Below are 19,372 nucleotides of genomic sequence, written 5' to 3' on the forward strand. Positions count from 1 at the left end.
GCGGCTGCTGGTCGCGGGGGCGACCGCGCTGCTCTGCGGGGCCGTGGCGGCCGGCGTCGCTGGCGCGGAGGCCGCCGACGCCCGTCGGGGGCCGCTGCCGGGGCTCGCCCGTGCGTACGCCGAGGTCACGGCCGAGGTGACGGTCAGCAGAGAGCCCCGGGTGCTGCGCCCGAAGCCGCGCGGCGCGCGGCCCGGTTCGGCGATGCTGGCCATCGACGCCGAGGCGGTGCGCGTGACGGCGGCCGACGGCCGGGTCGTACGGGCCCGTACGCCCGTACTGCTGCTGGTCGGAGGAGCACGGAACGAGCGGCCGGCCCACAACGGGGGTGCGCGAGGCCGTGTGGGCGAGCCGGCGGTGCTCGCCGAGCGGGACGACCCCGAGCGCTGGGCGGGGCTGCTGCCCTCCACCCGGCTGAGGGTGACGGCCACCGCCGCGCCGCCCTCGTCCCGGGACGACCGCGTCGCGGCGGTGCTGCGCGTGACCGGCGACGACCGCCGGCCGTGGATTCTGGAGCGGGCGAGCGCCCCGCACCGCGTCGCGGGCCGCCTGCGTACCGGGCTGCGGGAGGCGACCGACGGCCTGCCGGGCGACGCCCGGGCCCTACTGCCCGGACTGGTCGTCGGCGACACCTCACGGGTTCCGCCGGACCTCCAGGAGGCGATCCGCGCCACCGACCTGTCGCACACCATGGCGGTCAGCGGCGCCAATCTGGCGGTGCTGCTCGCCCTGGTGATCGGGCCGCCACGGCTGGCCGTGCGCGCGGAGCGCCGGGGCCTCGCCGCGCGGCTGGGCGTCCCGCTGCGGGGCACCGCCCTGCTGGGGGGCGCGCTCACGCTCGCGTTCGTGGTGGTCTGCGGCCCCGAGCCCAGCGTGCTGCGGGCGGCGGCCTGCGGCCTGATCACGTTGCTCGCGATCGGCACCGGTCGCCGGCGGTCCCTGATCCCCGCGCTCGCGGCGGCGGTCCTGCTGCTGGTGCTGCTCGCGCCCTGGCTCGCCCGCGAGTACGGGTTCCTGCTCTCCGTGCTGGCCACCGGCGCGCTGCTGACGGTGGCGCCGCGCTGGAGCGCCGCCCTGCGGCGGCGCGGGATGCCGCCGAGGCTCGCCGAGGCGCTGGCCGCGGCCGTGGCGGCCCAACTGGTGTGCGCACCCGTGGTGGTGGTGTTCGCGGCCCGGGTCAGCCTGGTCGCCGTCCCGTGCAACCTGCTCGCGGAGCCGGCGGTGGGCCTGGCGACCGTCCTCGGCTTCGCGGCGCTGGCGGCCGCGCCGCTCCTCATGCCGGCGGCCACCGCCCTGGCGTGGCTGGCGGCCTGGCCCGCCGAGTGGATCGCGGGGGTCGCCCGGACGGGCGCGGCGCTGCCCGGGGCGCAGACGGAGTGGCCGGGCGGCTGGTCGGGCTGCCTGCTGCTCGCGGCCGTGTTCCTCGCCGCCGTCCTCGCCGCGCCCCGGGTCGCGCGCCGGCCCTGGCTCTGCGTGTGCGGTGCGCTGGCGCTGCTGCTGGCGATCGTCCGGCCCGTCCCGCTGCCCGGGACCCTGTCCGGATGGCCACCGGACGGCTGGCGGTTGGCGGTGTGCGACGTGGGGCAGGGGGACGCGCTCGTGCTCGCCGCGGGCCGGGGCACGGCGGTGATGGTGGACGCCGGGCCCGACCCGGCCGCCGCCGACCGGTGCCTGCGCGAGCTCGGCGTGACCCGCCTCCCGCTGGTGGTGCTCACCCACTTCCACGCCGACCATGTCGCGGGGCTGCCGGGCGTGCTGCGCGGCCGGGCTGTGGGCGCCATCGAGACGACGACCCTGGACGAGCCGCCGGACCAGGCGGAGTTCGTACGGCGGGTGGCGGGCGAGGCGGGGGTGCCGGTGCTCCGTACGGCGCCGGGGGAGCGGCGGCTGGGCCCGCTCGCGTGGCGGACGGTGTGGCCGCCACCGGCCGCCGTCGGCACGGCGCCGCCGGAGGGCGCGAACGACGCCAGCGTGACCCTGCTGATCCGCACCGCGGGCCTGCGGCTGTTGCTCCTGGGGGACCTGGAACCGCCGGCTCAGCGGCGGCTGTCGGCGGCGGAGCCGGAGTTGGCGGCGGGCGTGGACGTGCTCAAGGTGGCCCACCACGGTTCGGCGTACCAGGACCCGGGCCTGCTGCGGCTGGCCCGGCCGCGGGTGGCCCTCATCTCGTGCGGCGAGGACAACCCGTATGGGCACCCCGCGCCCCGTACGGTGGCCGCGCTCCGGGCGGGAGGAGCCCGGGTGTTCCGTACGGACACCGACGGCGCGGTGGCGATCACCGGTGGCGCCTCCGGGGACAGCGCGGTCCGCGCCGGGGCGGGAGCGGGAGCCGAACCGGCGCTCGGCGTCGTTGTCAGCGGCCCCGACCCCTGAGCCCCACCCCCACCGCGGGCCCAATTCGGACCTCTGGTGTCAGACGCTGCATTAGCTGCAATACGGCATGCAAGGGCCGTGTTGCTGTGAAAGCCCCAAGGATGATCGAATGAATATCGAACGTAACGATCCCTATGAGGTGCACACAGAATGTTCGGCCGCTGGCTACGCAATCGCACGGGTGAGGGCCCGGGCACCACTCCGCTTCGCGGTCCGGCGGTCCCCGCCGGTGCGGGGATGCTGAGCTGCCGTGTCTTCGACCCGGTACGCCAGCCGCTGGCCGGTGCGGAGTTCGTGGTCAGCGACGCGATGGGCCGCAAGGTGATGGCCGGCGAGTCGGACCCGTTCGGCAGCTTCGTGGCGGCCGTGCCGCCGGGCGGCTACCGGCTGTCGGTCGCCGCCGAGGGCTATGTGCCCTTCCGCGCCGAGGCGGAGGTCACCGAGGGCGGGCACACCGCGGTCGGGGACATCGCCCTCCAGATCGCCCCGCCGCCCCAGCTGCCGGAGCCCGGCGACTGGGAGGTCGACCCCGGCCACTCCACCGTGCGCTTCACCGCCCGCCACATCGGACTGGCCCGCATTCACGGCCGGTTCAACTCCTTCGGCGGGGCGCTGCGCATCGCCGAGCGCATGGAGGACTCCCTCCTGCACGTGGTCATCGACGCCGCCAGCATCGACACGGCGATCCGGATGCGCGACGACCATCTGCGCTCGGCGGACTTCCTGGACGTGAAGCGCTTCCCGACGCTGGAGTTCTACAGCGACCGCTTCACGCACCGGGGCGGCAGCCGCTGGACCGTGTCCGGGGCGCTGACCATCCACGGGGTGAGCCGTACGGTCGCGCTCGACACGCAGTATCTGGGCGTGGGCCACGGCATGAAGGGCGAGCAGCGCGCGGCCTGCACGGCGGTCACCGAGCTGCACCGCGAGGACTTCACCCTGAACTGGCAGCACATGCTGGCGCAGGGCATCGCCGCGATCGGCTCCAGCATCAGCGTCGAGTTGGACATCCAGGCGACGGTCAAGAGCTGAGCCCCGCCCGCCGCCGGGCCAGGGGTTCCGCGCCCGCCGCCCGCCGCCCGCCGCCGGGCCTGGACCGAACCCCGGGCCGGCCCGGCGCGGCGGGTCACTCCCGCTCCAGCCACCCCTCGTACTCCGCCGCGAGCTCGTCCAGCTCCGCCGGGTCCAGCCGCCCCCACGGGTCCTCGACCACCACGAGCCACTGGGCGTCCTCGGCGTCGTCCTCGCCCGCCAGGGCGTCCCGTACGAGTTGGGGCTCCTCCGCGATCGCGAACCGGTGCGGGAGTGCCTCGGCCACCTCCTCGGCGGCGTCGCGGTCGGGCAGCACGAGTACATGTCGAACGTCGCTCACGCCCGACATTGTCGGACACGGCGCCCGCCGCCCGGCACACCACCCCACGCCGACCCCGAGCTCCCTCCCTGCCTCCGCCCCTCACCGACTGTCCGCACGGACTGTCAGTGGCCCATGGGATGCTGGAGGCGATGGCAGGTACCAAGAAGTCCACGACCGACGACCCGCTCGCCCCCGTCACGGTCGCCGTGGGACAGGAGGGGCTCCTCCTCGACCGCGCCGTGCGCCAGGTGATCGCGGCGGCTCGCGCCGCCGACGCCGACACCGACGTACGCGACCTGACCCCCGACGCGCTCCAGCCCGGCACGCTCGCCCAGCTGACGAGCCCGTCCCTGTTCGCCGAGCGCAAGGTCGTGGTCGTCCGCGACGCCCAGGATCTCTCGGCCGACACGATCAAGGACGTCAAGAGCTACCTCGCCGCGCCCGTCGAGGAGATCACCCTGGTGCTGCTGCACGCGGGGGGAGCCAAGGGCAAGGGCCTGCTGGACGCCGCCCGCAAGGCCGGCGCCCGTGAGGTCGCCTGCCCCAAGATGACCAAGCCCGCCGACCGGCTGGCCTTCGTCCGCTCCGAGTTCCGCACGGCCGGCCGCTCGGCCGCCCCGGAGGCCTGCCAGGCGCTCGTCGACGCCCTGGGCAGCGACCTGCGCGAGCTCGCCAGCGCCTGCGCCCAGCTCGTCGCCGATGTCGAGGGCACCATCGACGAGGCCGTGGTGGCCCGCTATTACACCGGCCGCGCCGAGGCGTCGAGCTTCACCGTCGCCGACCGCGCGGTCGAGGGCCGGGCGGCGGAGGCGCTGGAGGCGCTGCGCTGGGCCATGGCCACCGGGGTCGCCCCGGTGCTGATCACCAGCGCGCTCTCGCAGGGCGTGCGCTCCATCGGCAAGCTGGCCTCCGCCCCGCGCGGGATGCGCCCCGCCGACCTGGCGCGGGAGCTCGGCATGCCGCCGTGGAAGATCGACCGGGTGCGGCAGCAGGTGCGCGGCTGGTCCGCGGACGGCGTCTCGGTGGCGCTGAGGGCGGTCGCCGAGGCGGACGCGGCGGTCAAGGGCGGCGGGGACGACCCCGAGTACGCCCTGGAGAAGGCCGTCGTGACCGTGGCCCGCGCCGCCCGCCCCAGCCGCCCGTACTGACCCTGCCTGCCCCGGCCCGCTCCCGTACTGACCTGGGGCCCTCCGGCCCCGTCCCCCCTACGAGCCGAACTCGCGCCCCGGCGGCGTCGTGTCCTTCTGCTTCAGCTTGGGCAGCGCGGCCTTGACGTCGTCCGTGAGCATGGCGACCACCTCGCTCTTCGACAGGGGCTTCTCCCCCTCCGGCATCGAGTACGGGTTGAAGGAGACGGTGTAGGTCATCCAGCCGTCCCGCACGCCGATCATCGCGAAGCTCGGCGAGGAGGTGTCCTTGGTGGGGTCCTCGTCGGTGACGACGTACGCCTCCTGGCCGACCCCCGGCAGCTCCTGGAGCCGGTAGACCCGCTTGCTCGACTTGGTCCCGGCCGGGCGGTCCTTGTACCAGTGGAAGTCCGCCGTGAACTCCGGGCCCGGGTCCGTGGCCTTGTGCAGCTCCAGCGACATGCTGAGGGAGGCCCGCTGTGCCTTGTCGCCCGTGGAGGACTTGCGGGTGATCCAGCACCGGGAGGAGTCCAGCGCCTGGTGCTCCGCCGACTCCGGGTCGTCGGAGTCGATCGACTCGGGGAAGCGCGACTTGAACGAGGCGTTGTCGACCGAGGAGCAGAGGTCGCGGTGGAGCTGGTACCCGGCGAGGTCCGCCTCGGGGCCGTCGCCCGGCCCGAAGGCGTACAGCCCGCCGGCCCACAGCGCCGAGACCACGACCGCGCTGACCGCCGCCCATATCCAGCCCTGCTTGCCGCCGGGCTTCCCGCCACCGGCCGGCGGCGGCGCGTACGCCCCCATCGGCGCCCCGGGCCCCATCGGCGCCCCGGGCCCCATCGGCCCCGCCGCCTGCGGATACGGCGCCTGCGCGGGAGCCCCGTAGGGGCCGTACCCCGCCGGGCCCTGAGCCTGGCCGGGCACCGGGGCCTGGCCCGGGACCTGACCGGCGGCCTGGGCCTGGCCCGGTCCCTGCGCGTACGGGTTCGGGTGCCCCTGCGGCGCCGCGTACCCGCCCTGCGCGGGCGACGGCTGCTGGGGCGGCTGGGGAGCGGAGGGGCCGGGCGGATACGGCGATGAAGGCGGCGTGGACATGACGGAACCCTATCGAAGGCTCCCGGCTCCGCATCCCCCCGTATCCGCAGGTGGGGCCTTGTGCCAGTGCTCGTGCGCCCCGGCGCCCCGCCGCGTCCGTGAAACGCCTCGGGGCCCCGGCCCGTCCTTGGGGAAAGGACGGGCCGGGGCCCCGAGTCTTCAGCTCATGCGCCGCACCCGCGTGGCGAACGCAGGCCGCGTGCGGCGCTCAGTCGCGGACAGTCCCCGTCCGCGAAAGGGATGCCGGTCGGAGCGGATGAGAGGGCCCGCTTGGGTCCGGTCCGGCGAGGGGTGGGGCCGTCATCCGGTCCCGATGGGACCGTCGTCCGGTCCCGAAAGGCTGGATCAGCCCTGGAGGGAGGCGACCCGCTGAGCCAGCGCCGACTTCTTGTTGGCGGCCTGGTTCTTGTGGATCACGCCCTTGCTGACGGCCTTGTCGAGCTTCTTGGACGCCTCACGGGCGGCGACGGTGGCCTTCTCGAGGTCACCGGCGGCCACGGCCTCACGGGTCTTGCGGATCGCGGTCTTGAGCGACGACTTGACGGCCTTGTTGCGCAGGCGCGCCTTCTCGTTCGTCTTGTTCCGCTTGATCTGGGACTTGATGTTCGCCACGAAAGAGCCTTTGCAGGTTCGTTGGATTCTTGAGCTGCGCCACGCGTGAGAGGGCACGAGGCACAGTAGGCCAGGCTACCAGGAGCGCCGAGGCCCTCCCAAACCGGTCGCCGCCGTCCGGCCGTGGGAGGATGGAGGCTACGTATCGATCCGACCAGAGGCGATCGGCGTCTCAAGAAACAGGACCCTGCGTGCCCGCGACCCCCATCAACGTGCCGGAGCCCAGCCGCACCGATCCGGCGCTGATCCGTAACTTCTGCATCATCGCGCACATCGACCACGGCAAGTCGACGCTCGCCGACCGGATGTTGCAGCTCACCGGTGTCGTCGAGCAGCGGCAGATGCGCGCCCAGTATCTCGACCGGATGGACATCGAGCGTGAGCGCGGCATCACGATCAAGTCCCAGGCGGTCCGGCTCCCGTGGGCGCCGACCACCGGCGAGGGCGTGGGCCGCACCCACATCCTCAACATGATCGACACCCCGGGTCACGTCGACTTCACCTACGAGGTCTCCCGCTCCCTCGCGGCGTGCGAGGGCACGATCCTCCTGGTGGACGCGGCCCAGGGCATCGAGGCCCAGACCCTCGCCAACCTCTATCTGGCGATGGAGAACGATCTCACGATCGTTCCGGTCCTCAACAAGATCGACCTGCCGGCGGCGCAGCCCGAGAAGTTCTCGGAGGAGCTGGCCAACCTCATCGGCTGCGACCCCTCCGACGTGCTCAAGGTCTCCGCCAAGACCGGCGTCGGCGTGGACGCGCTGCTCGACCGGGTGGTCGCCGACGTCCCGGCCCCGGTCGGGGTGGCCGACGCCCCGGCCCGCGCCATGATCTTCGACTCGGTGTACGACTCGTACCGCGGTGTCGTCACCTATGTCCGGGTCGTCGACGGCCAGCTCAACAAGCGCGAGCGCATCCGGATGATGTCGACCGGCGCCTCCCACGAGCTGCTGGAGATCGGCGTCTCCTCGCCCGAGATGACCCCGGCCGACGGCCTCGGCGTCGGCGAGGTGGGCTATCTGATCACCGGCGTGAAGGACGTCCGCCAGTCCAAGGTGGGTGACACGATCACCTCCCTCAGCAAGGGCGCCGTGGAGCCGCTGGGCGGCTACAAGGACCCCAAGCCGATGGTCTTCTCCGGCCTCTATCCGCTGGACGGCTCGGACTACCCCGAGCTCCGCGAGGCGCTGGACAAGCTGCAGCTCAACGACGCCGCGCTGGTGTACGAGCCGGAGACCTCGGCGGCCCTGGGCTTCGGCTTCCGCGTGGGCTTCCTCGGCCTGCTGCACCTGGACGTGATCCGCGAGCGCCTGGAGCGCGAGTTCGGCCTCGAACTGATCGCGACCGCGCCCAACGTGGTCTACCGCGTGATCATGGAGGACGGCTCCGAGCACACGGTCACCAACCCGAGCGAGTTCCCCGAGGGCAAGATCAGCGAGGTGTACGAGCCGGTCGTGCGCGCCACGATCCTCGCCCCCAGCGAGTTCATCGGCTCGATCATGGAGCTCTGCCAGACCCGCCGCGGCACCCTCCTGGGCATGGACTACCTCTCCGAGGACCGGGTCGAGATCCGCTACACCCTGCCCCTCGCCGAGATCGTCTTCGACTTCTTCGACCAGCTGAAGTCCAAGACCCGCGGCTACGCCTCGCTGGACTACGAGCCCACCGGCGAGCAGGCGTCCAGCCTGGTCAAGGTGGACATCCTGCTGCACGGCGACAAGGTGGACGCCTTCTCCGCGATCACCCACAAGGACGCCGCGTACGCGTACGGCGTGCGGCTCGTCGCCAAGCTGCGCGAGCTCATCCCGCGGCAGGCCTTCGAGGTGCCGATCCAGGCGGCCATCGGCTCGCGCGTCATCGCCCGCGAGACGATCCGCGCCATCCGCAAGGACGTCCTCGCCAAGTGCTACGGCGGTGACATCTCCCGTAAGCGGAAGCTGCTGGAGAAGCAGAAGGAGGGCAAGAAGCGGATGAAGATGGTCGGCTCCGTGGAGGTTCCGCAGGAGGCGTTCATCGCGGTGCTGTCCAGCGACGACTCCGGCGGCAAGAAGAAGTAGCGCTCCGCCGGCACACCCGGCACCCGAGCGAGCGACGAGGGCGCCCGACCGTACCGGTCGGGCGCCCTTCTTGTGCGGCATCCGGGTGAATGCGAAAAAAGCCGGGAGCCATGGGGTTTCTGCCGGGATGAGACGGCCGTTACCCACGGTGGCACCGGTGTCCCGGGCGGCCCGAGAGGCGCTCGACCGGCACGACCGTCGTGACCGTGCAGGACACCGCTCGGAAAGGGATGCTGAAGTGAAGTACACCAAGGCTGCCGCCGTCATCGCCGGTTCCGTCATGGCCCTGGGAACCGCGACTCCGGCCTTCGCCGCCGATGGGAAGGGGGGGCCGGCAGGCTCGCTCCGCGCCAACACCAGCAAGCTGCTCGGGCTGAACGAGCAGCAGACCCGCGAGGTGACCGCCCCCCTGGAGAAGCCGGTCAACGACCTGGTGCGCTCCACCGACGAGACCGCGGAGGAGGGCGGCGAGGTCGTCGGCCAGGTCGCGATGCGGCAGGTGAAGCACCTCCACCGGCACGCCAAGGAGCAGGTCGAGCACTCGGCCCAGTCGAAGAAGTCGCGGACGGACGTCTCCCCGATGGAGAACCTCCGCCTCGTGAAGCTGCCGACGGGCATGATGCCGACCGGCATGGTCCCGACGGCCCGCTGATCGCTCCCGCGCGCCGATCCTCTCCGCGCGCCGATCCTCTCCGCGCGCCGATCGCCGGCCGGCAGGCCGGCCCCGTACCCCGGGCGGGCCCGACGCACTGCGTCGGGCCCGTTTGTCATGCCGTCGGCGCGAAGGGCGCGTCCAGCCTCTTACGCCCGCGCTCCCCGCGCTCTACCCTGATCTCTGCTCGAAGGTTACTCGCCAGTTAAACAACTCCCCGTCACACTCCAGTCACAGCACTGCCGCGGGCCACGGAGGATGTCGTGAGCAACACGCAGACCTTGATCGATGACCGGCCGCCCTCCGTGGCGACGCTCTTCCTGGAACGGGTCGAGGCCACCCCCGACGCCGAGGCCTTCCGCTACCCCGTGCCGTCCGCCGACGGCCGGGACGCCGAGGAGTGGCGCTCCCTGAGCTGGGCCGCGGCCGCCGGGCGGGTCGGCGCCATCGCGGCCGGGCTGATGGACCTCGGCGTCCGGCCCGAGGAGCGGGTCGCCCTCGCGGCCAACACCCGCGTCGAATGGATACTGGCCGACCTCGGCGTGCTCTGCGCCGGCGCCGCCACCACCACGATCTACCCCAGCACCAACGCCGAGGAGACCGCGTTCATCCTGGCCGACTCCGGCAGCCGGGTGCTGATCGCCGAGGACGCCGGGCAGCTCGCCAAGGCCCGCGAGCGCCGCGCCGAGCTGCCCGAGCTCGCCCATGTCGTGGTGATCGACGCCGCGGACGCCCGGCGGGCCGACGGCGACCCACCCGACTGGGTGATCTCCCTCGACGAGCTGGAGCGGCGCGGCGCGGCCTATCTGGACAAGAAGCCGGACGCCGTCCGCGAGCGGGTCGAGGCCATCCGGGCCGACCAGCTCGCCACGCTGATCTACACCTCCGGCACCACCGGGCGGCCCAAGGGCGTACGGCTGCCGCACGACTGCTGGTCGTACATGGCCAGGGCCATCGCCGCCACCGGGCTGATCAACGGCGACGACGTGCAGTACCTCTGGCTGCCGCTGGCCCACGTCTTCGGCAAGGTGCTGCTCTCCGGTCAGATCCAGGTCGGCCACGCCACGGCCGTCGACGGCCGGATCGACCGGATCGTCCACAACCTCCCCGTGGTCCGCCCCACCTACATGGCGGCCGTGCCCCGGATCTTCGAGAAGGTCTACAACGGCGTCGCGGCCAAGGCCCGGGAGGGCGGCGCGGCCAAGTACCGGATCTTCCAGTGGGCCGCCCAGGTGGCCCGCGAGTACGCCAAGGCCGACCAGGACAACTTCCGCCGCACCGGCAACCGCGGCGCGCCCCTCGGCCTCACCGTCAAGCACGCCATCGCCGACCGGCTCGTCTACGCCAAGATCCGCGAGGCGTTCGGCGGCCGGCTGCGCGCCGCCGTGTCCGGCTCGGCGGCCCTCGCGCCCGAGATCGGCTTCTTCTTCTCCGGCGCCGGCATCCACATCCTGGAGGGCTACGGCCTCACCGAGACCAGCGCCGCCAGCTTCGTCAACCCCGGCGAGGCGTATCGCACGGGGACGGTCGGCAAGCCGCTGCCCGGCACGGAGGTGCGGATCGCGGACGACGGCGAGATCCTGCTCCGCGGCCCCGGGGTGATGGAGGGCTACCACGGGCTGCCGGAGAAGACGGCGGAGGTGCTGGAGCCGGACGGCTGGTTCCATACCGGGGACATCGGCGAGCTGTCCCCGGACGGCTTCCTGCGCCTCACCGACCGCAAGAAGGACCTGATCAAGACCTCGGGCGGCAAGTACGTGGCGCCCAGCGAGATCGAGGGGCAGTTCAAGGCGGTCTGTCCGTTCGTCTCGAACATCCTGGTGCACGGCGCGGACCGCAACTTCTGCACCGCGCTGATCGCGCTCGACGAGACGGCGATCCTCGGCTGGGCCGCCGAGCACGGGCTGGGCGGCAAGCCGTACGCGGAGGTCGTGGCCGACCCCCGGGTCGAGGAGCTGATCGCCGGCTATGTGGAGCGGCTCAACGAGGGCCTCCAGCGCTGGCAGACGATCAAGAAGTTCCGGCTGCTGCCCCGGGACCTGGACGTGGAGCACGGGGAGCTGACCCCCAGCCTCAAGCTGAAGCGGCCGGTCGTCGAGCGCGAGTACCGGCATCTGCTGGAGGAGATGTACGCGGGGGCGCGCGAGGCGTAGCGGCCCGCCACCGCCGGCCCGGCGGGGGCCGGTCTCCGCACCGGCCCCCCGTATCGGCTCCCATGCCGGCCCCCGCGCCGGCGTCCGCGCCGGGGTCCGTCCGCGATGCCGGAGAATGGGTCGTATGCCATCCGTACTGCCCGACGGCGAGCCCGTCCCCGCCGACGGGTCCCTGCCCCGCCAGGCGCTCGCGGACCCCACCCGGCCGCTGGCCTTCTATCTGCACGTCCCGTACTGCGCCACCCGCTGCGGCTACTGCGACTTCAACACCTACACCGCCAGTGAGCTGCGCGGCTCCGGCGGGGCGCTCGCCTCCCGCGACAACTACGCCGAGACCGTCGCCGAGGAGATCCGCCTCGCCCGCAAGGTCCTCGGCGACGACCCCCGCCCGGTGGAGACCGTGTTGGTCGGCGGTGGCACGCCGACCCTGCTGCCCGCCGCGGACCTGGTACGGATGCTGGCCGCGATCCGGGACGAGTTCGGTCTCGCCGACGGCGCCGAGATCACCACCGAGGCCAACCCCGACTCCGTCGACCCCCGCTACCTCGAACAACTGCGCGAGGGCGGCTTCAGCCGGGTCTCCTTCGGCATGCAGAGCGCCCGGCGCCATGTGCTGAAGGTGCTGGACCGCACCCATACGCCGGGGCGGCCCGAAGCGTGCGTGGGCGAGGCGCGCGCGGCCGGCTTCGACCATGTGAACCTCGACCTGATCTACGGCACGCCGGGGGAGTCGGACGACGACTGGCGGGCCTCGCTGGACGCCGCCCTCGGCGCGGGGCCCGACCATGTGTCGGCCTACGCGCTGATCGTCGAGGAGGGCACCCAGCTGGCGCGCCGCATCCGGCGCGGCGAGGTGCCGATGACCGACGACGACGTCCACGCCGACCGCTACCTCATCGCCGAGGAGCGGCTGTCGGCCGCCGGCTTCCACTGGTACGAGGTGTCGAACTGGGCGACCTCGCGGGCGGGCCGGTGCCGCCACAACGAGCTGTACTGGCGCGGCGCGGACTGGTGGGGCGCGGGCCCCGGCGCCCACAGCCACGTCGGGGGCGTGCGCTGGTGGAACGTCAAGCACCCCGGCGCGTACGCCCAGGCCCTGGGCGAGGGCCGCTCGCCGGGCGCCGGCCGGGAGGTGCTCTCGGACGAGGACCGGCGGGTGGAGCGCGTCCTGCTGGAGCTGCGGCTGGTGGACGGCTGCCCGCTGGACCTGCTGCGCCCCGCCGGCGCCCGGGCCGCGGCCCGCGCGCTCGCCGACGGCCTGCTGGACCCGGGCCCGTACGCGGCCGGGCGGGCCGTGCTGACGCTGCGCGGCCGGCTGCTGGCGGACGCGGTGGTGCGGGACCTGGTGGACTGAGCCCGCACGCTGCCGCGGATACGACGGATACCGCGCCCCGGCCGCGTACGGTGCCCCGGCCGCCCCGGTCACGCCCTGCCGGTCACGCCGTGACGTAGTCGATCAGTTCCTCCACCCGGCCCAGCAGCGCGGGCTCCAGGTCCTTGTACGAGCGCACCGACCCCAGAATGCGCTGCCACGCCGCGCCCGTGTTCTCCGGCCAGCCCAGCGCGCGGCACACGCCCGTCTTCCAGTCCTGCCCCCGGGGGACGGTCGGCCACGCGGGGATGCCGACGGAGGCCGGCTTCACCGCCTCCCAGATGTCGATGTACGGGTGGCCCACCACCAGGACGTGCTCGCCCGACACCTCGGCCGCGATCCGGGACTCCTTCGAGCCGGGCACCAGGTGGTCCACCAGGACGCCCAGGCGCGCGTCCGGCCCGGGGGCGAACGCCCGCACGATGGCCGGCAGGTCGTCGACGCCCTCCAGGTACTCGACGACCACGCCCTCGATCCGCAGGTCGTCGCCCCACACCTTCTCGACGAGCTCCGCGTCGTGCCGGCCCTCCACGTAAATGCGCCCGGCGCGCGCGACCCTGGCGCGCGCCCCGGGGACGGCGATCGAGCCCGACGCCGTACGGGCCGGGCCGCGCGCCGCGGCGGGGGCGGCGGCCGCCGGCCGCACCAGCGTCACCACGCGCCCCTCCAGCAGGAAGCCGCGCGGCTGGAGGGGGAACATCCGCCGCTTGCCGAACCGGTCCTCCAGGGTCACACAGGGCCCCTGGGAGGTCTTCTCGCATCCGACGACCGCCCCGCAGAAGCCCGTGGTGACCTCCTCGACCACCAGGTCGGGCTCCGCCGGGACCTCCGGCACGGGCTTGTTCCGCTTCCACGGCGGGGTGAGATCGGGACCGTACTGTCTGCTGCCACGCATCCGACCGACACTAGACCGGCCGGCGGCGGGAACGGGGCCCCTGCCGTCACGACACGCCGAAGCGCTCCGCCAGATCGCGCCGCTGGGCCCGTACGAAGGCGGCGTCGACCACCGCGCCGTGGCCGGGCACGTAGCGGGCGTCCGGGCCGCCGAGCGCCAGCAGCCGGTCCACCGCGGCCGGCCACCACGCGGGCGCGGCGTCCGGCCCCGCCTGCGGCTCGCCGGACTCCTCCACCAGGTCGCCGCAGAACACCACCGTCGGCTCGGCGCCCCGGCCCGGCACCAGCACGGCCAGGTCGTGGCCGCTGTGCCCCGGGCCCACGTTGACGATCAGCGCCTCCCGGCCGCCGCCCAGGTCGACCGCCATGTCGCCGCTGATCGCGTGGTGCGGCCGGACCAGCTGCTCGACCGCCTCGGCGGCCTCGGCCGGGTCCGCGCCGTGCCGCACCGCGTCCTCGTACAGCGCCTGGCGCTCGCGCTCGTTCCCCAGCAGGGCGTCGAACCCCACCGCCCCGTACACCTCGACCCCCGCGAACGCCGCCGCCCCCAGGACGTGGTCGAAGTGCGGGTGCGTCAGTGCGAGATGAGTCACTCCCCGGCCGAGCGCCTGTTCGACCTCCGCCCTGATCCGTGCGCCCTCCGCGAGCGTCGCGCCGGCGTCCACGAGCAGTACGGCCCGCTCCCCGTGCACCACGCCCACCGTGGCGTCCCAGCGGGGCAAACGGCGCCGGGCCACGCCGTGTGCGAGCGGTTCCCAGCCGGTCTCTTCCCAAGTGCGGTCCATGCGGTGACGCTAATCGCACGGGGCGGTGGCGCGCGGGAGACCCGACCGGGCGACGTGACCTGGTGCGGACGGCCCTTGCCCGGTCCGCACCACCCCGCCGTACACTGGGCCCGGGAAGGCTGGCACTCGTACAGGGCGAGTGCCAAGCAGCGACTGAGGAAACGACTGCTGGAGGTGTGCGCGGTGCTCAGCGAACGCAGACTCGAGGTACTGCGTGCCATCGTCCAGGACTATGTCGGGACCGAGGAGCCGGTCGGCTCCAAGGCGCTCACCGAGCGGCACGGTCTCGGTGTCTCCCCGGCCACCGTGCGCAATGACATGGCGGTGCTGGAGGACGAGGGCTATATCGCCCAGCCGCACACCAGTGCCGGGCGCATCCCCACCGACAAGGGCTATCGCCTCTTCGTCGACCGGCTCGCGGGCGTCAAGCCCCTGTCGTCGCCCGAGCGGCGCGCCATCCAGAACTTCCTGGACGGCGCCGTCGACCTCGACGACGTGGTCAGCCGCACCGTACGGCTGCTCGCGCAGCTCACCCGGCAGGTGGCCGTCGTCCAGTACCCCTCGCTGACTCGTTCGACCGTGCGCCATGTGGAGCTGCTGTCGCTCTCCCCGGGCCGGATCATGCTGGTGCTGATCACGGACACCGGGCGGGTCGAGCAGCGCATGGTGGACTGCCCGGCGCCCATCGGCGAGACCTCCCTGGCGGATCTGCGGGCCCGGCTCAACAGCCGCGTGGTCGGCCGCCGCTTCGCGGACGTGCCGCAGCTCGTGCAGGACCTCCCCGAGTCCTTCGAGGTGGAGGACCGGGGGACGGTCTCGACGGTGCTGGCCACCTTGCTGGAGACTCTGGTGGAGAAGCCCGAGGAGCGGCTGATGATCGGCGGCACCGCCAATCTGACGCGCTTCGGGCACGACTTCCCACTGACCATCCGGCCGGTGCTGGAAGCGCTGGAGGAGCAGGTCGTCCTGCTCAAACTGCTCGGGGAGGCCAAGGACTCCGGCATGACCGTACGTATCGGGCATGAGAATGCCCACGAAGGGCTGACTTCCACGTCCGTGGTCACGGTCGGCTACGGTTCGGGCGACGAGGCGGTCGCAAAACTCGGCGTGGTCGGACCGACCCGCATGGACTACCCCGGAACGATGGGAGCGGTACGCGCAGTGGCACGTTACGTCGGACAGATCCTGGCGGAGTCGTAGGTGGCCACGGACTATTACGCGGTCCTGGGCGTACGGCGCGACGCCTCGCAGGACGAGATCAAGAAGGCGTTCCGCCGGCTGGCGCGCGAACTGCACCCGGACGTCAACCCCGATCCGAAGACCCAGGAGCGGTTCAAGGAGATCAACGCCGCTTACGAGGTGCTCTCCGACCCGCAGAAGAAGCAGGTCTACGACCTCGGCGGGGACCCCCTGTCGGCCTCTGGCGGCGGCGGAGGGGCCGGTGGCTTCGGCGCCGGCTTCGGCAACTTCTCCGACATCATGGACGCGTTCTTCGGCACCGCCGCGCAGCGCGGGCCGCGCTCGCGCACCCGGCGCGGCCAGGACGCCATGATCCGGCTCGACATCGAGCTGGACGAGGCGGCCTTCGGCACCACGAAGGACATCCAGGTCGACACGGCCACCGTCTGCACCACGTGCAGCGGCGAGGGCGCGGCGCCCGGCACCTCGGCGCAGACCTGTGACATGTGCCGCGGCCGCGGCGAGGTCTCGCAGGTCACCCGGTCCTTCCTGGGCCAGGTCATGACCTCGCGGCCCTGCCCGCAGTGCCAGGGCTTCGGCACCGTCGTGCCGACCCCCTGCCCGGAGTGCGCGGGCGACGGCCGGGTCCGGTCCCGCCGGAACCTCACCGTCAAGATCCCGGCCGGTGTCGACAACGGCACCCGCATCCAGCTCGCCGGCGAGGGCGAGGTCGGCCCCGGCGGCGGCCCCGCGGGCGACCTCTACGTCGAGATCCACGAGCTGCCGCACCCGGTCTTCCAGCGCCGGGGCGACGACCTGCACTGCACGGTGACCATCCCGATGACGGCGGCCGCGCTGGGCACGAAGTGCCCGCTGGAGACGCTCGACGGCATCGAGGAGGTGGACATCCGGCCGGGCACCCAGTCCGGGCAGTCCATCCCCCTGCACCAGCGGGGCGTCACCCATCTGCGCGGCGGCGGGCGCGGCGATCTGATCGTCCACGTGGAGGTCCAGACGCCCAGCAAGCTCGACCCGCAGCAGGAGGAACTGCTGCGGCAGCTCGCGAAGCTGCGCGGCGAGGAGCGGCCCTCCGGGCAGTTCCAGCCGGGCCAGCAGGGCCTCTTCTCCCGGCTCAAGGACGCGTTCAACGGCCGCTGAGGTCTTCGCGTCCCGAACGGCGCGCCGCCCCACCGGCGGCGCGCCGTTCGCGCGTCCGGGGCCCGGTGGAGGCGCGCCGTTCGCGTGTCCGGGGCCCGGCGGTGGCCCGCCGTTCGCGCGCCCCGGGGCCGGGGGAGGCGGCCCGCCGGGCGTCCGGCCGGCGTGACACGATGTGACCATGTCCTCCGCGCTGACCGATCTCTCACCCCACCCGATCGTGCAGGCCCCCATGGCGGGCGGCGCCTCCTGCCCGGCGCTCGTCGCCGCGGTCGCGGAGGCCGGCGCCCTCGGCTTCCTGGCCGCCGGCTACAAGACGCCCGAGGCCATGCACGAGGAGATCCGGCGGGTGCGCGGGCTCACCGCCCGCCCCTTCGGGGTGAACCTCTTCCTGCCGCAGCCCGCCGCCGCCGACCCGGCGGCCATCGAGGTCTACCGCGAGCAGCTCACCGGCGAGTCCAGCTGGTACGATACCCCGCTGGGCGACACCGACGGCAGTACGGACGACGCCTACGACGCCAAGGTGGCGATCCTCCTCGACGACCCGGTGGCCGTCGTGAGCTTCACCTTCGGCTGCCCCGCCCGGTCCGTCGTCGAGGCCCTGCGCGCCGTCGGCACGCGCACCGTCGTGACCGTCACCTCCGCCCAGGAGGCGCTGGCCGCCCACGAGGCCGGCGCCGACGCCGTCTGCGCCCAGGGCGTGGAGGCCGGCGGCCACCAGGGCAGCCACCACGACGACCCCCGCGCCGACGGCGCCGGCCTCGGCCTGCTGCCGCTCCTCGCCCAGGTCCGCGACGCCGTGCCGCTGCCGGTCGTCGCCGCCGGAGGGCTGATGCGCGGCGAGCAGATCGCCGCCGTCCTCGCCGCCGGCGCGGTCGCCGCCCAGCTCGGCACGGCGTTCCTGGCCTGCCCCGAGTCCGGCGCCGACCCCCTGCACAAGCGGGCCCTCACCGACCCGCGCTTCCCCGGCACGGAGCTCACCCGCGCCTTCTCCGGGCGGCCCGCGCGCGGCCTGGTCAACCGCTTCCTGCGCGACCACGGCCCGTACGCGCCCGCCGGCTACCCCCAGGTCCACCACCTCACCACGCCGCTGCGCCGGGCCGCCGCCCGCGCCGGCGACCCCGAGGCCATGGCCCTCTGGGCCGGCCAGGGCCACCGGCTCGCCCGGGACCTGCCCGCCGGCCGGCTCGTCGAGACGCTCGTCGCCGAACTGGCCGCCGCCCGCGCGGCCCTGACCACCCCGGGGAGCGCCTCGTGACCGCGCCGGTGTTCGTCGTCGACCGGGTGCCGGGCGGCCCCGAGTACGTGCTCGAAGGCCCCGAGGGCCGGCACGCCGTCTCCGTGAAGCGGCTGCGCCCCGGCGAGGACGTCGTCCTCACCGACGGCCGGGGCCACTGGACGGAGGGCGTCGTCAAGGCCGCCGAGGGCAAGGACCGGCTCGTCGTGACGGACCTGCGCACGATCCGCGAGGAGCCGGAGCCCACGCCCCGGATCACCGTCGTCCAGGCGCTCCCCAAGGGCGACCGCGGCGAACTCGCCGTCGAGACCATGACGGAGACCGGCGTGGACGCGATCGTCCCCTGGGCCGCGTCGCGCTGCGTCGCCCAGTGGAAGGGCGAGCGCGGGCTCAAGTCGCTCGGCAAGTGGCGCGCGACGGCCCGGGAGGCGGGCAAGCAGTCCCGCCGGCTGCGCTTCCCCGAGGTCCACGACCTGATGACGACCCGCCAGGTGGCGGGGCTCCTCGCGGGCGCGGCGTTCGCGGCCGTCCTCCACGAGGAGGGGAGCGAGCCGCTCGCCACGGCGGGGCTGCCCGCGGAGGGGGACATCGTGCTCGTGGTCGGCCCCGAGGGGGGCGTGGCCCCCGACGAGTTGGCGGCGTTCGCGCAGGCGGGGGCGGGGGCGTTTCGGCTGGGGGCGAGCGTGCTCCGTACGTCTACGGCTGGGACGGCGGGGGTGGCGCTCCTCCTGACCCGCACGGGCCGCTGGTCCTAGCCCTGCGGCCTCACTGTGCGCGACGTCCACGCTTGCGTTTCCGTGATGGTGACCGTCGCCAACGTGAGCGTCGCTGCTTCCCCGGGCCTTCGGCGGGGGGGTGGGTGGTTGCGGTCGTGCGCTCTGTTCGTGCGGGGGTCGGTGCCGCGCCGGGGTACCTCCTCGGCGGCGCACCGTGCGGGTTGTTTCTTTGGCTCTCCCTGGGAGCATGTGCGCCGCGCTGCGGGGGCACCCCGCCACGTCCCCTCCGGCCCGGCATGGCGTCGCGCCCGCGGTAGGGGGTGTTCGTAGCTGGTTGCTGCCGTCGCTCGGCCCCCTGCCGTCTTCTTTTCTCCGGCGAAGCCGGAGCCGTCCTACGGACAGCAGATCGCGGATCACGGGCCAGCCACGCACGCGGGGAGCGCGTAGCCCCCCACTCCGCTTTGTGCGCCCCCGCCACCGGAGGGGACGTAGCGGGGTGCCCCCGCAGCGCGGCGCACGAGATGGCGGGAAAGCCGAACAACAAAGGTGCACGTGCGCCGCCGAGGAGGTACCCCGGTGCGGCACCGACACCCGCACGAACAGAGCGCACGACCGC

The 19,372-nt window shown here is 73.8% G+C and carries 16 protein-coding genes; 11 read left to right on the forward strand and 5 right to left on the reverse strand.

All coding sequences use genetic code 11. The features are described 5' to 3' along the window. Positions 1 to 4: 4 nt before the first annotated feature. Both ACSNOD_RS14935 and ACSNOD_RS14940 read left to right on the forward strand, forming a co-directional pair. Complete coding sequence (locus tag ACSNOD_RS14935; protein ID WP_436767411.1) at positions 5 to 2,371, forward strand: ComEC/Rec2 family competence protein; 2,367 nt, start codon at positions 5 to 7, stop codon at positions 2,369 to 2,371. A 150-nt stretch (positions 2,372 to 2,521) separates the two neighbouring features. Further along, positions 2,522 to 3,403 (forward strand): YceI family protein, encoded by an 882-nt coding sequence (locus ACSNOD_RS14940; protein WP_436767396.1) that lies wholly within the window; start codon positions 2,522 to 2,524, stop codon positions 3,401 to 3,403. Positions 3,404 to 3,497: 94 nt separating this feature from the next. On the opposite strand, the gene ACSNOD_RS14945 is transcribed toward ACSNOD_RS14940, so the two are convergent. Beyond that, a complete protein-coding gene (locus ACSNOD_RS14945) occupies positions 3,498 to 3,743 on the reverse strand; it encodes a hypothetical protein (RefSeq protein WP_436767397.1) in 246 nt (81 codons plus the stop codon). Positions 3,744 to 3,874: 131 nt separating this feature from the next. Here ACSNOD_RS14945 and holA point away from each other — a divergent pair, with 131 nt between their 5' ends. After that, positions 3,875 to 4,873 (forward strand): DNA polymerase III subunit delta, encoded by a 999-nt coding sequence (gene holA, locus ACSNOD_RS14950; RefSeq protein WP_436767398.1) that lies wholly within the window; start codon positions 3,875 to 3,877, stop codon positions 4,871 to 4,873. Positions 4,874 to 4,930: 57 nt separating this feature from the next. On the opposite strand, the gene ACSNOD_RS14955 is transcribed toward holA, so the two are convergent. Together ACSNOD_RS14955 and rpsT are read right to left on the reverse strand one after the other, a co-directional pair. Further along, positions 4,931 to 5,944 carry a hypothetical protein gene (locus ACSNOD_RS14955; RefSeq protein WP_436767399.1) on the reverse strand — a complete coding sequence of 338 codons (1,014 nt, stop codon included), beginning with the start codon at positions 5,942 to 5,944 and terminating at the stop codon, positions 4,931 to 4,933. A gap of 345 nt (positions 5,945 to 6,289) precedes the next feature. Beyond that, complete coding sequence (rpsT, locus tag ACSNOD_RS14960) at positions 6,290 to 6,556, reverse strand: 30S ribosomal protein S20 (protein WP_436767400.1); 267 nt, start codon at positions 6,554 to 6,556, stop codon at positions 6,290 to 6,292. Positions 6,557 to 6,747: 191 nt separating this feature from the next. On the opposite strand from rpsT, the gene lepA reads away from it, so the two are divergent. From lepA to hemW, 4 genes are all read left to right on the forward strand, one after another. Further along, positions 6,748 to 8,613 carry a translation elongation factor 4 gene (gene lepA, locus ACSNOD_RS14965; RefSeq protein ID WP_436767401.1) on the forward strand — a complete coding sequence of 622 codons (1,866 nt, stop codon included), beginning with the start codon at positions 6,748 to 6,750 and terminating at the stop codon, positions 8,611 to 8,613. A 238-nt stretch (positions 8,614 to 8,851) separates the two neighbouring features. Further along, on the forward strand, positions 8,852 to 9,265 hold the full coding sequence (locus tag ACSNOD_RS14970; RefSeq protein ID WP_436767402.1) for a hypothetical protein: 414 nt from the start codon (positions 8,852 to 8,854) through the stop codon (positions 9,263 to 9,265). A gap of 263 nt (positions 9,266 to 9,528) precedes the next feature. After that, a complete protein-coding gene (locus ACSNOD_RS14975) occupies positions 9,529 to 11,418 on the forward strand; it encodes an AMP-dependent synthetase/ligase (RefSeq protein ID WP_436767403.1) in 1,890 nt (629 codons plus the stop codon). 124 nt (positions 11,419 to 11,542) lie between these two features. Further along, the gene (gene hemW / locus ACSNOD_RS14980; RefSeq protein WP_436767404.1) at positions 11,543 to 12,772 is read left to right on the forward strand and encodes a radical SAM family heme chaperone HemW; all 1,230 of its coding nucleotides are present in this window, start codon (positions 11,543 to 11,545) and stop codon (positions 12,770 to 12,772) included. An 82-nt stretch (positions 12,773 to 12,854) separates the two neighbouring features. Here hemW and ACSNOD_RS14985 read toward each other — a convergent pair whose 3' ends face one another. Together ACSNOD_RS14985 and ACSNOD_RS14990 are read right to left on the reverse strand one after the other, a co-directional pair. Further along, positions 12,855 to 13,685 carry a DUF3097 domain-containing protein gene (locus ACSNOD_RS14985; RefSeq protein WP_436767405.1) on the reverse strand — a complete coding sequence of 277 codons (831 nt, stop codon included), beginning with the start codon at positions 13,683 to 13,685 and terminating at the stop codon, positions 12,855 to 12,857. Positions 13,686 to 13,731: 46 nt separating this feature from the next. Beyond that, positions 13,732 to 14,469 (reverse strand): MBL fold metallo-hydrolase, encoded by a 738-nt coding sequence (locus tag ACSNOD_RS14990; RefSeq protein WP_436767406.1) that lies wholly within the window; start codon positions 14,467 to 14,469, stop codon positions 13,732 to 13,734. Positions 14,470 to 14,652: 183 nt separating this feature from the next. Between ACSNOD_RS14990 and hrcA the strand changes: the two genes are divergently transcribed. The 4 genes from hrcA to ACSNOD_RS15010 all read left to right on the forward strand — a co-directional run bounded on the left by hrcA (position 14,653) and on the right by ACSNOD_RS15010 (position 18,795). Continuing rightward, positions 14,653 to 15,669, forward strand: a complete 1,017-nt coding sequence (gene hrcA, locus ACSNOD_RS14995) for a heat-inducible transcriptional repressor HrcA (RefSeq protein WP_436767407.1) — start codon at positions 14,653 to 14,655, stop codon at positions 15,667 to 15,669. Further along, positions 15,670 to 16,806: a molecular chaperone DnaJ gene (gene dnaJ, locus ACSNOD_RS15000; RefSeq protein WP_436767408.1), complete on the forward strand. Its 1,137-nt coding sequence runs from the start codon at positions 15,670 to 15,672 to the stop codon at positions 16,804 to 16,806. It begins immediately after the preceding gene. A gap of 178 nt (positions 16,807 to 16,984) precedes the next feature. Then, positions 16,985 to 18,061: a nitronate monooxygenase gene (locus tag ACSNOD_RS15005; RefSeq protein ID WP_436767409.1), complete on the forward strand. Its 1,077-nt coding sequence runs from the start codon at positions 16,985 to 16,987 to the stop codon at positions 18,059 to 18,061. Then, the gene (locus ACSNOD_RS15010; protein WP_436767410.1) at positions 18,058 to 18,795 is read left to right on the forward strand and encodes a 16S rRNA (uracil(1498)-N(3))-methyltransferase; all 738 of its coding nucleotides are present in this window, start codon (positions 18,058 to 18,060) and stop codon (positions 18,793 to 18,795) included. The genes ACSNOD_RS15005 and ACSNOD_RS15010 overlap by 4 nt, the downstream gene beginning before the upstream one ends. The last annotated feature ends 577 nt before the right edge of the window (positions 18,796 to 19,372 follow it).

The organism is Streptomyces sp. URMC 123 (genome assembly GCF_051386515.1).
In the GTDB taxonomy this organism is placed as follows: Bacteria; Actinomycetota; Actinomycetes; order Streptomycetales; family Streptomycetaceae; genus Streptomyces.

Bases quoted from the DNA above. Each gene is read 5' to 3' on its own strand.
- ACSNOD_RS14940 (WP_436767396.1), top strand. From the start codon at position 2,522: ATGTTCGGCCGCTGGCTACGCAATCGCACGGGTGAGGGCCCGGGCACC.
- holA (WP_436767398.1), top strand. From the start codon at position 3,875: ATGGCAGGTACCAAGAAGTCCACGACCGACGACCCGCTCGCCCCCGTC.
- ACSNOD_RS14955 (WP_436767399.1), bottom strand. From the start codon at position 5,944: ATGTCCACGCCGCCTTCATCGCCGTATCCGCCCGGCCCCTCCGCTCCC.
- hemW (WP_436767404.1), top strand. From the start codon at position 11,543: ATGCCATCCGTACTGCCCGACGGCGAGCCCGTCCCCGCCGACGGGTCC.
- ACSNOD_RS14985 (WP_436767405.1), bottom strand. From the start codon at position 13,685: ATGCGTGGCAGCAGACAGTACGGTCCCGATCTCACCCCGCCGTGGAAG.
- ACSNOD_RS14990 (WP_436767406.1), bottom strand. From the start codon at position 14,469: ATGGACCGCACTTGGGAAGAGACCGGCTGGGAACCGCTCGCACACGGC.
- ACSNOD_RS15005 (WP_436767409.1), top strand. From the start codon at position 16,985: ATGTCCTCCGCGCTGACCGATCTCTCACCCCACCCGATCGTGCAGGCC.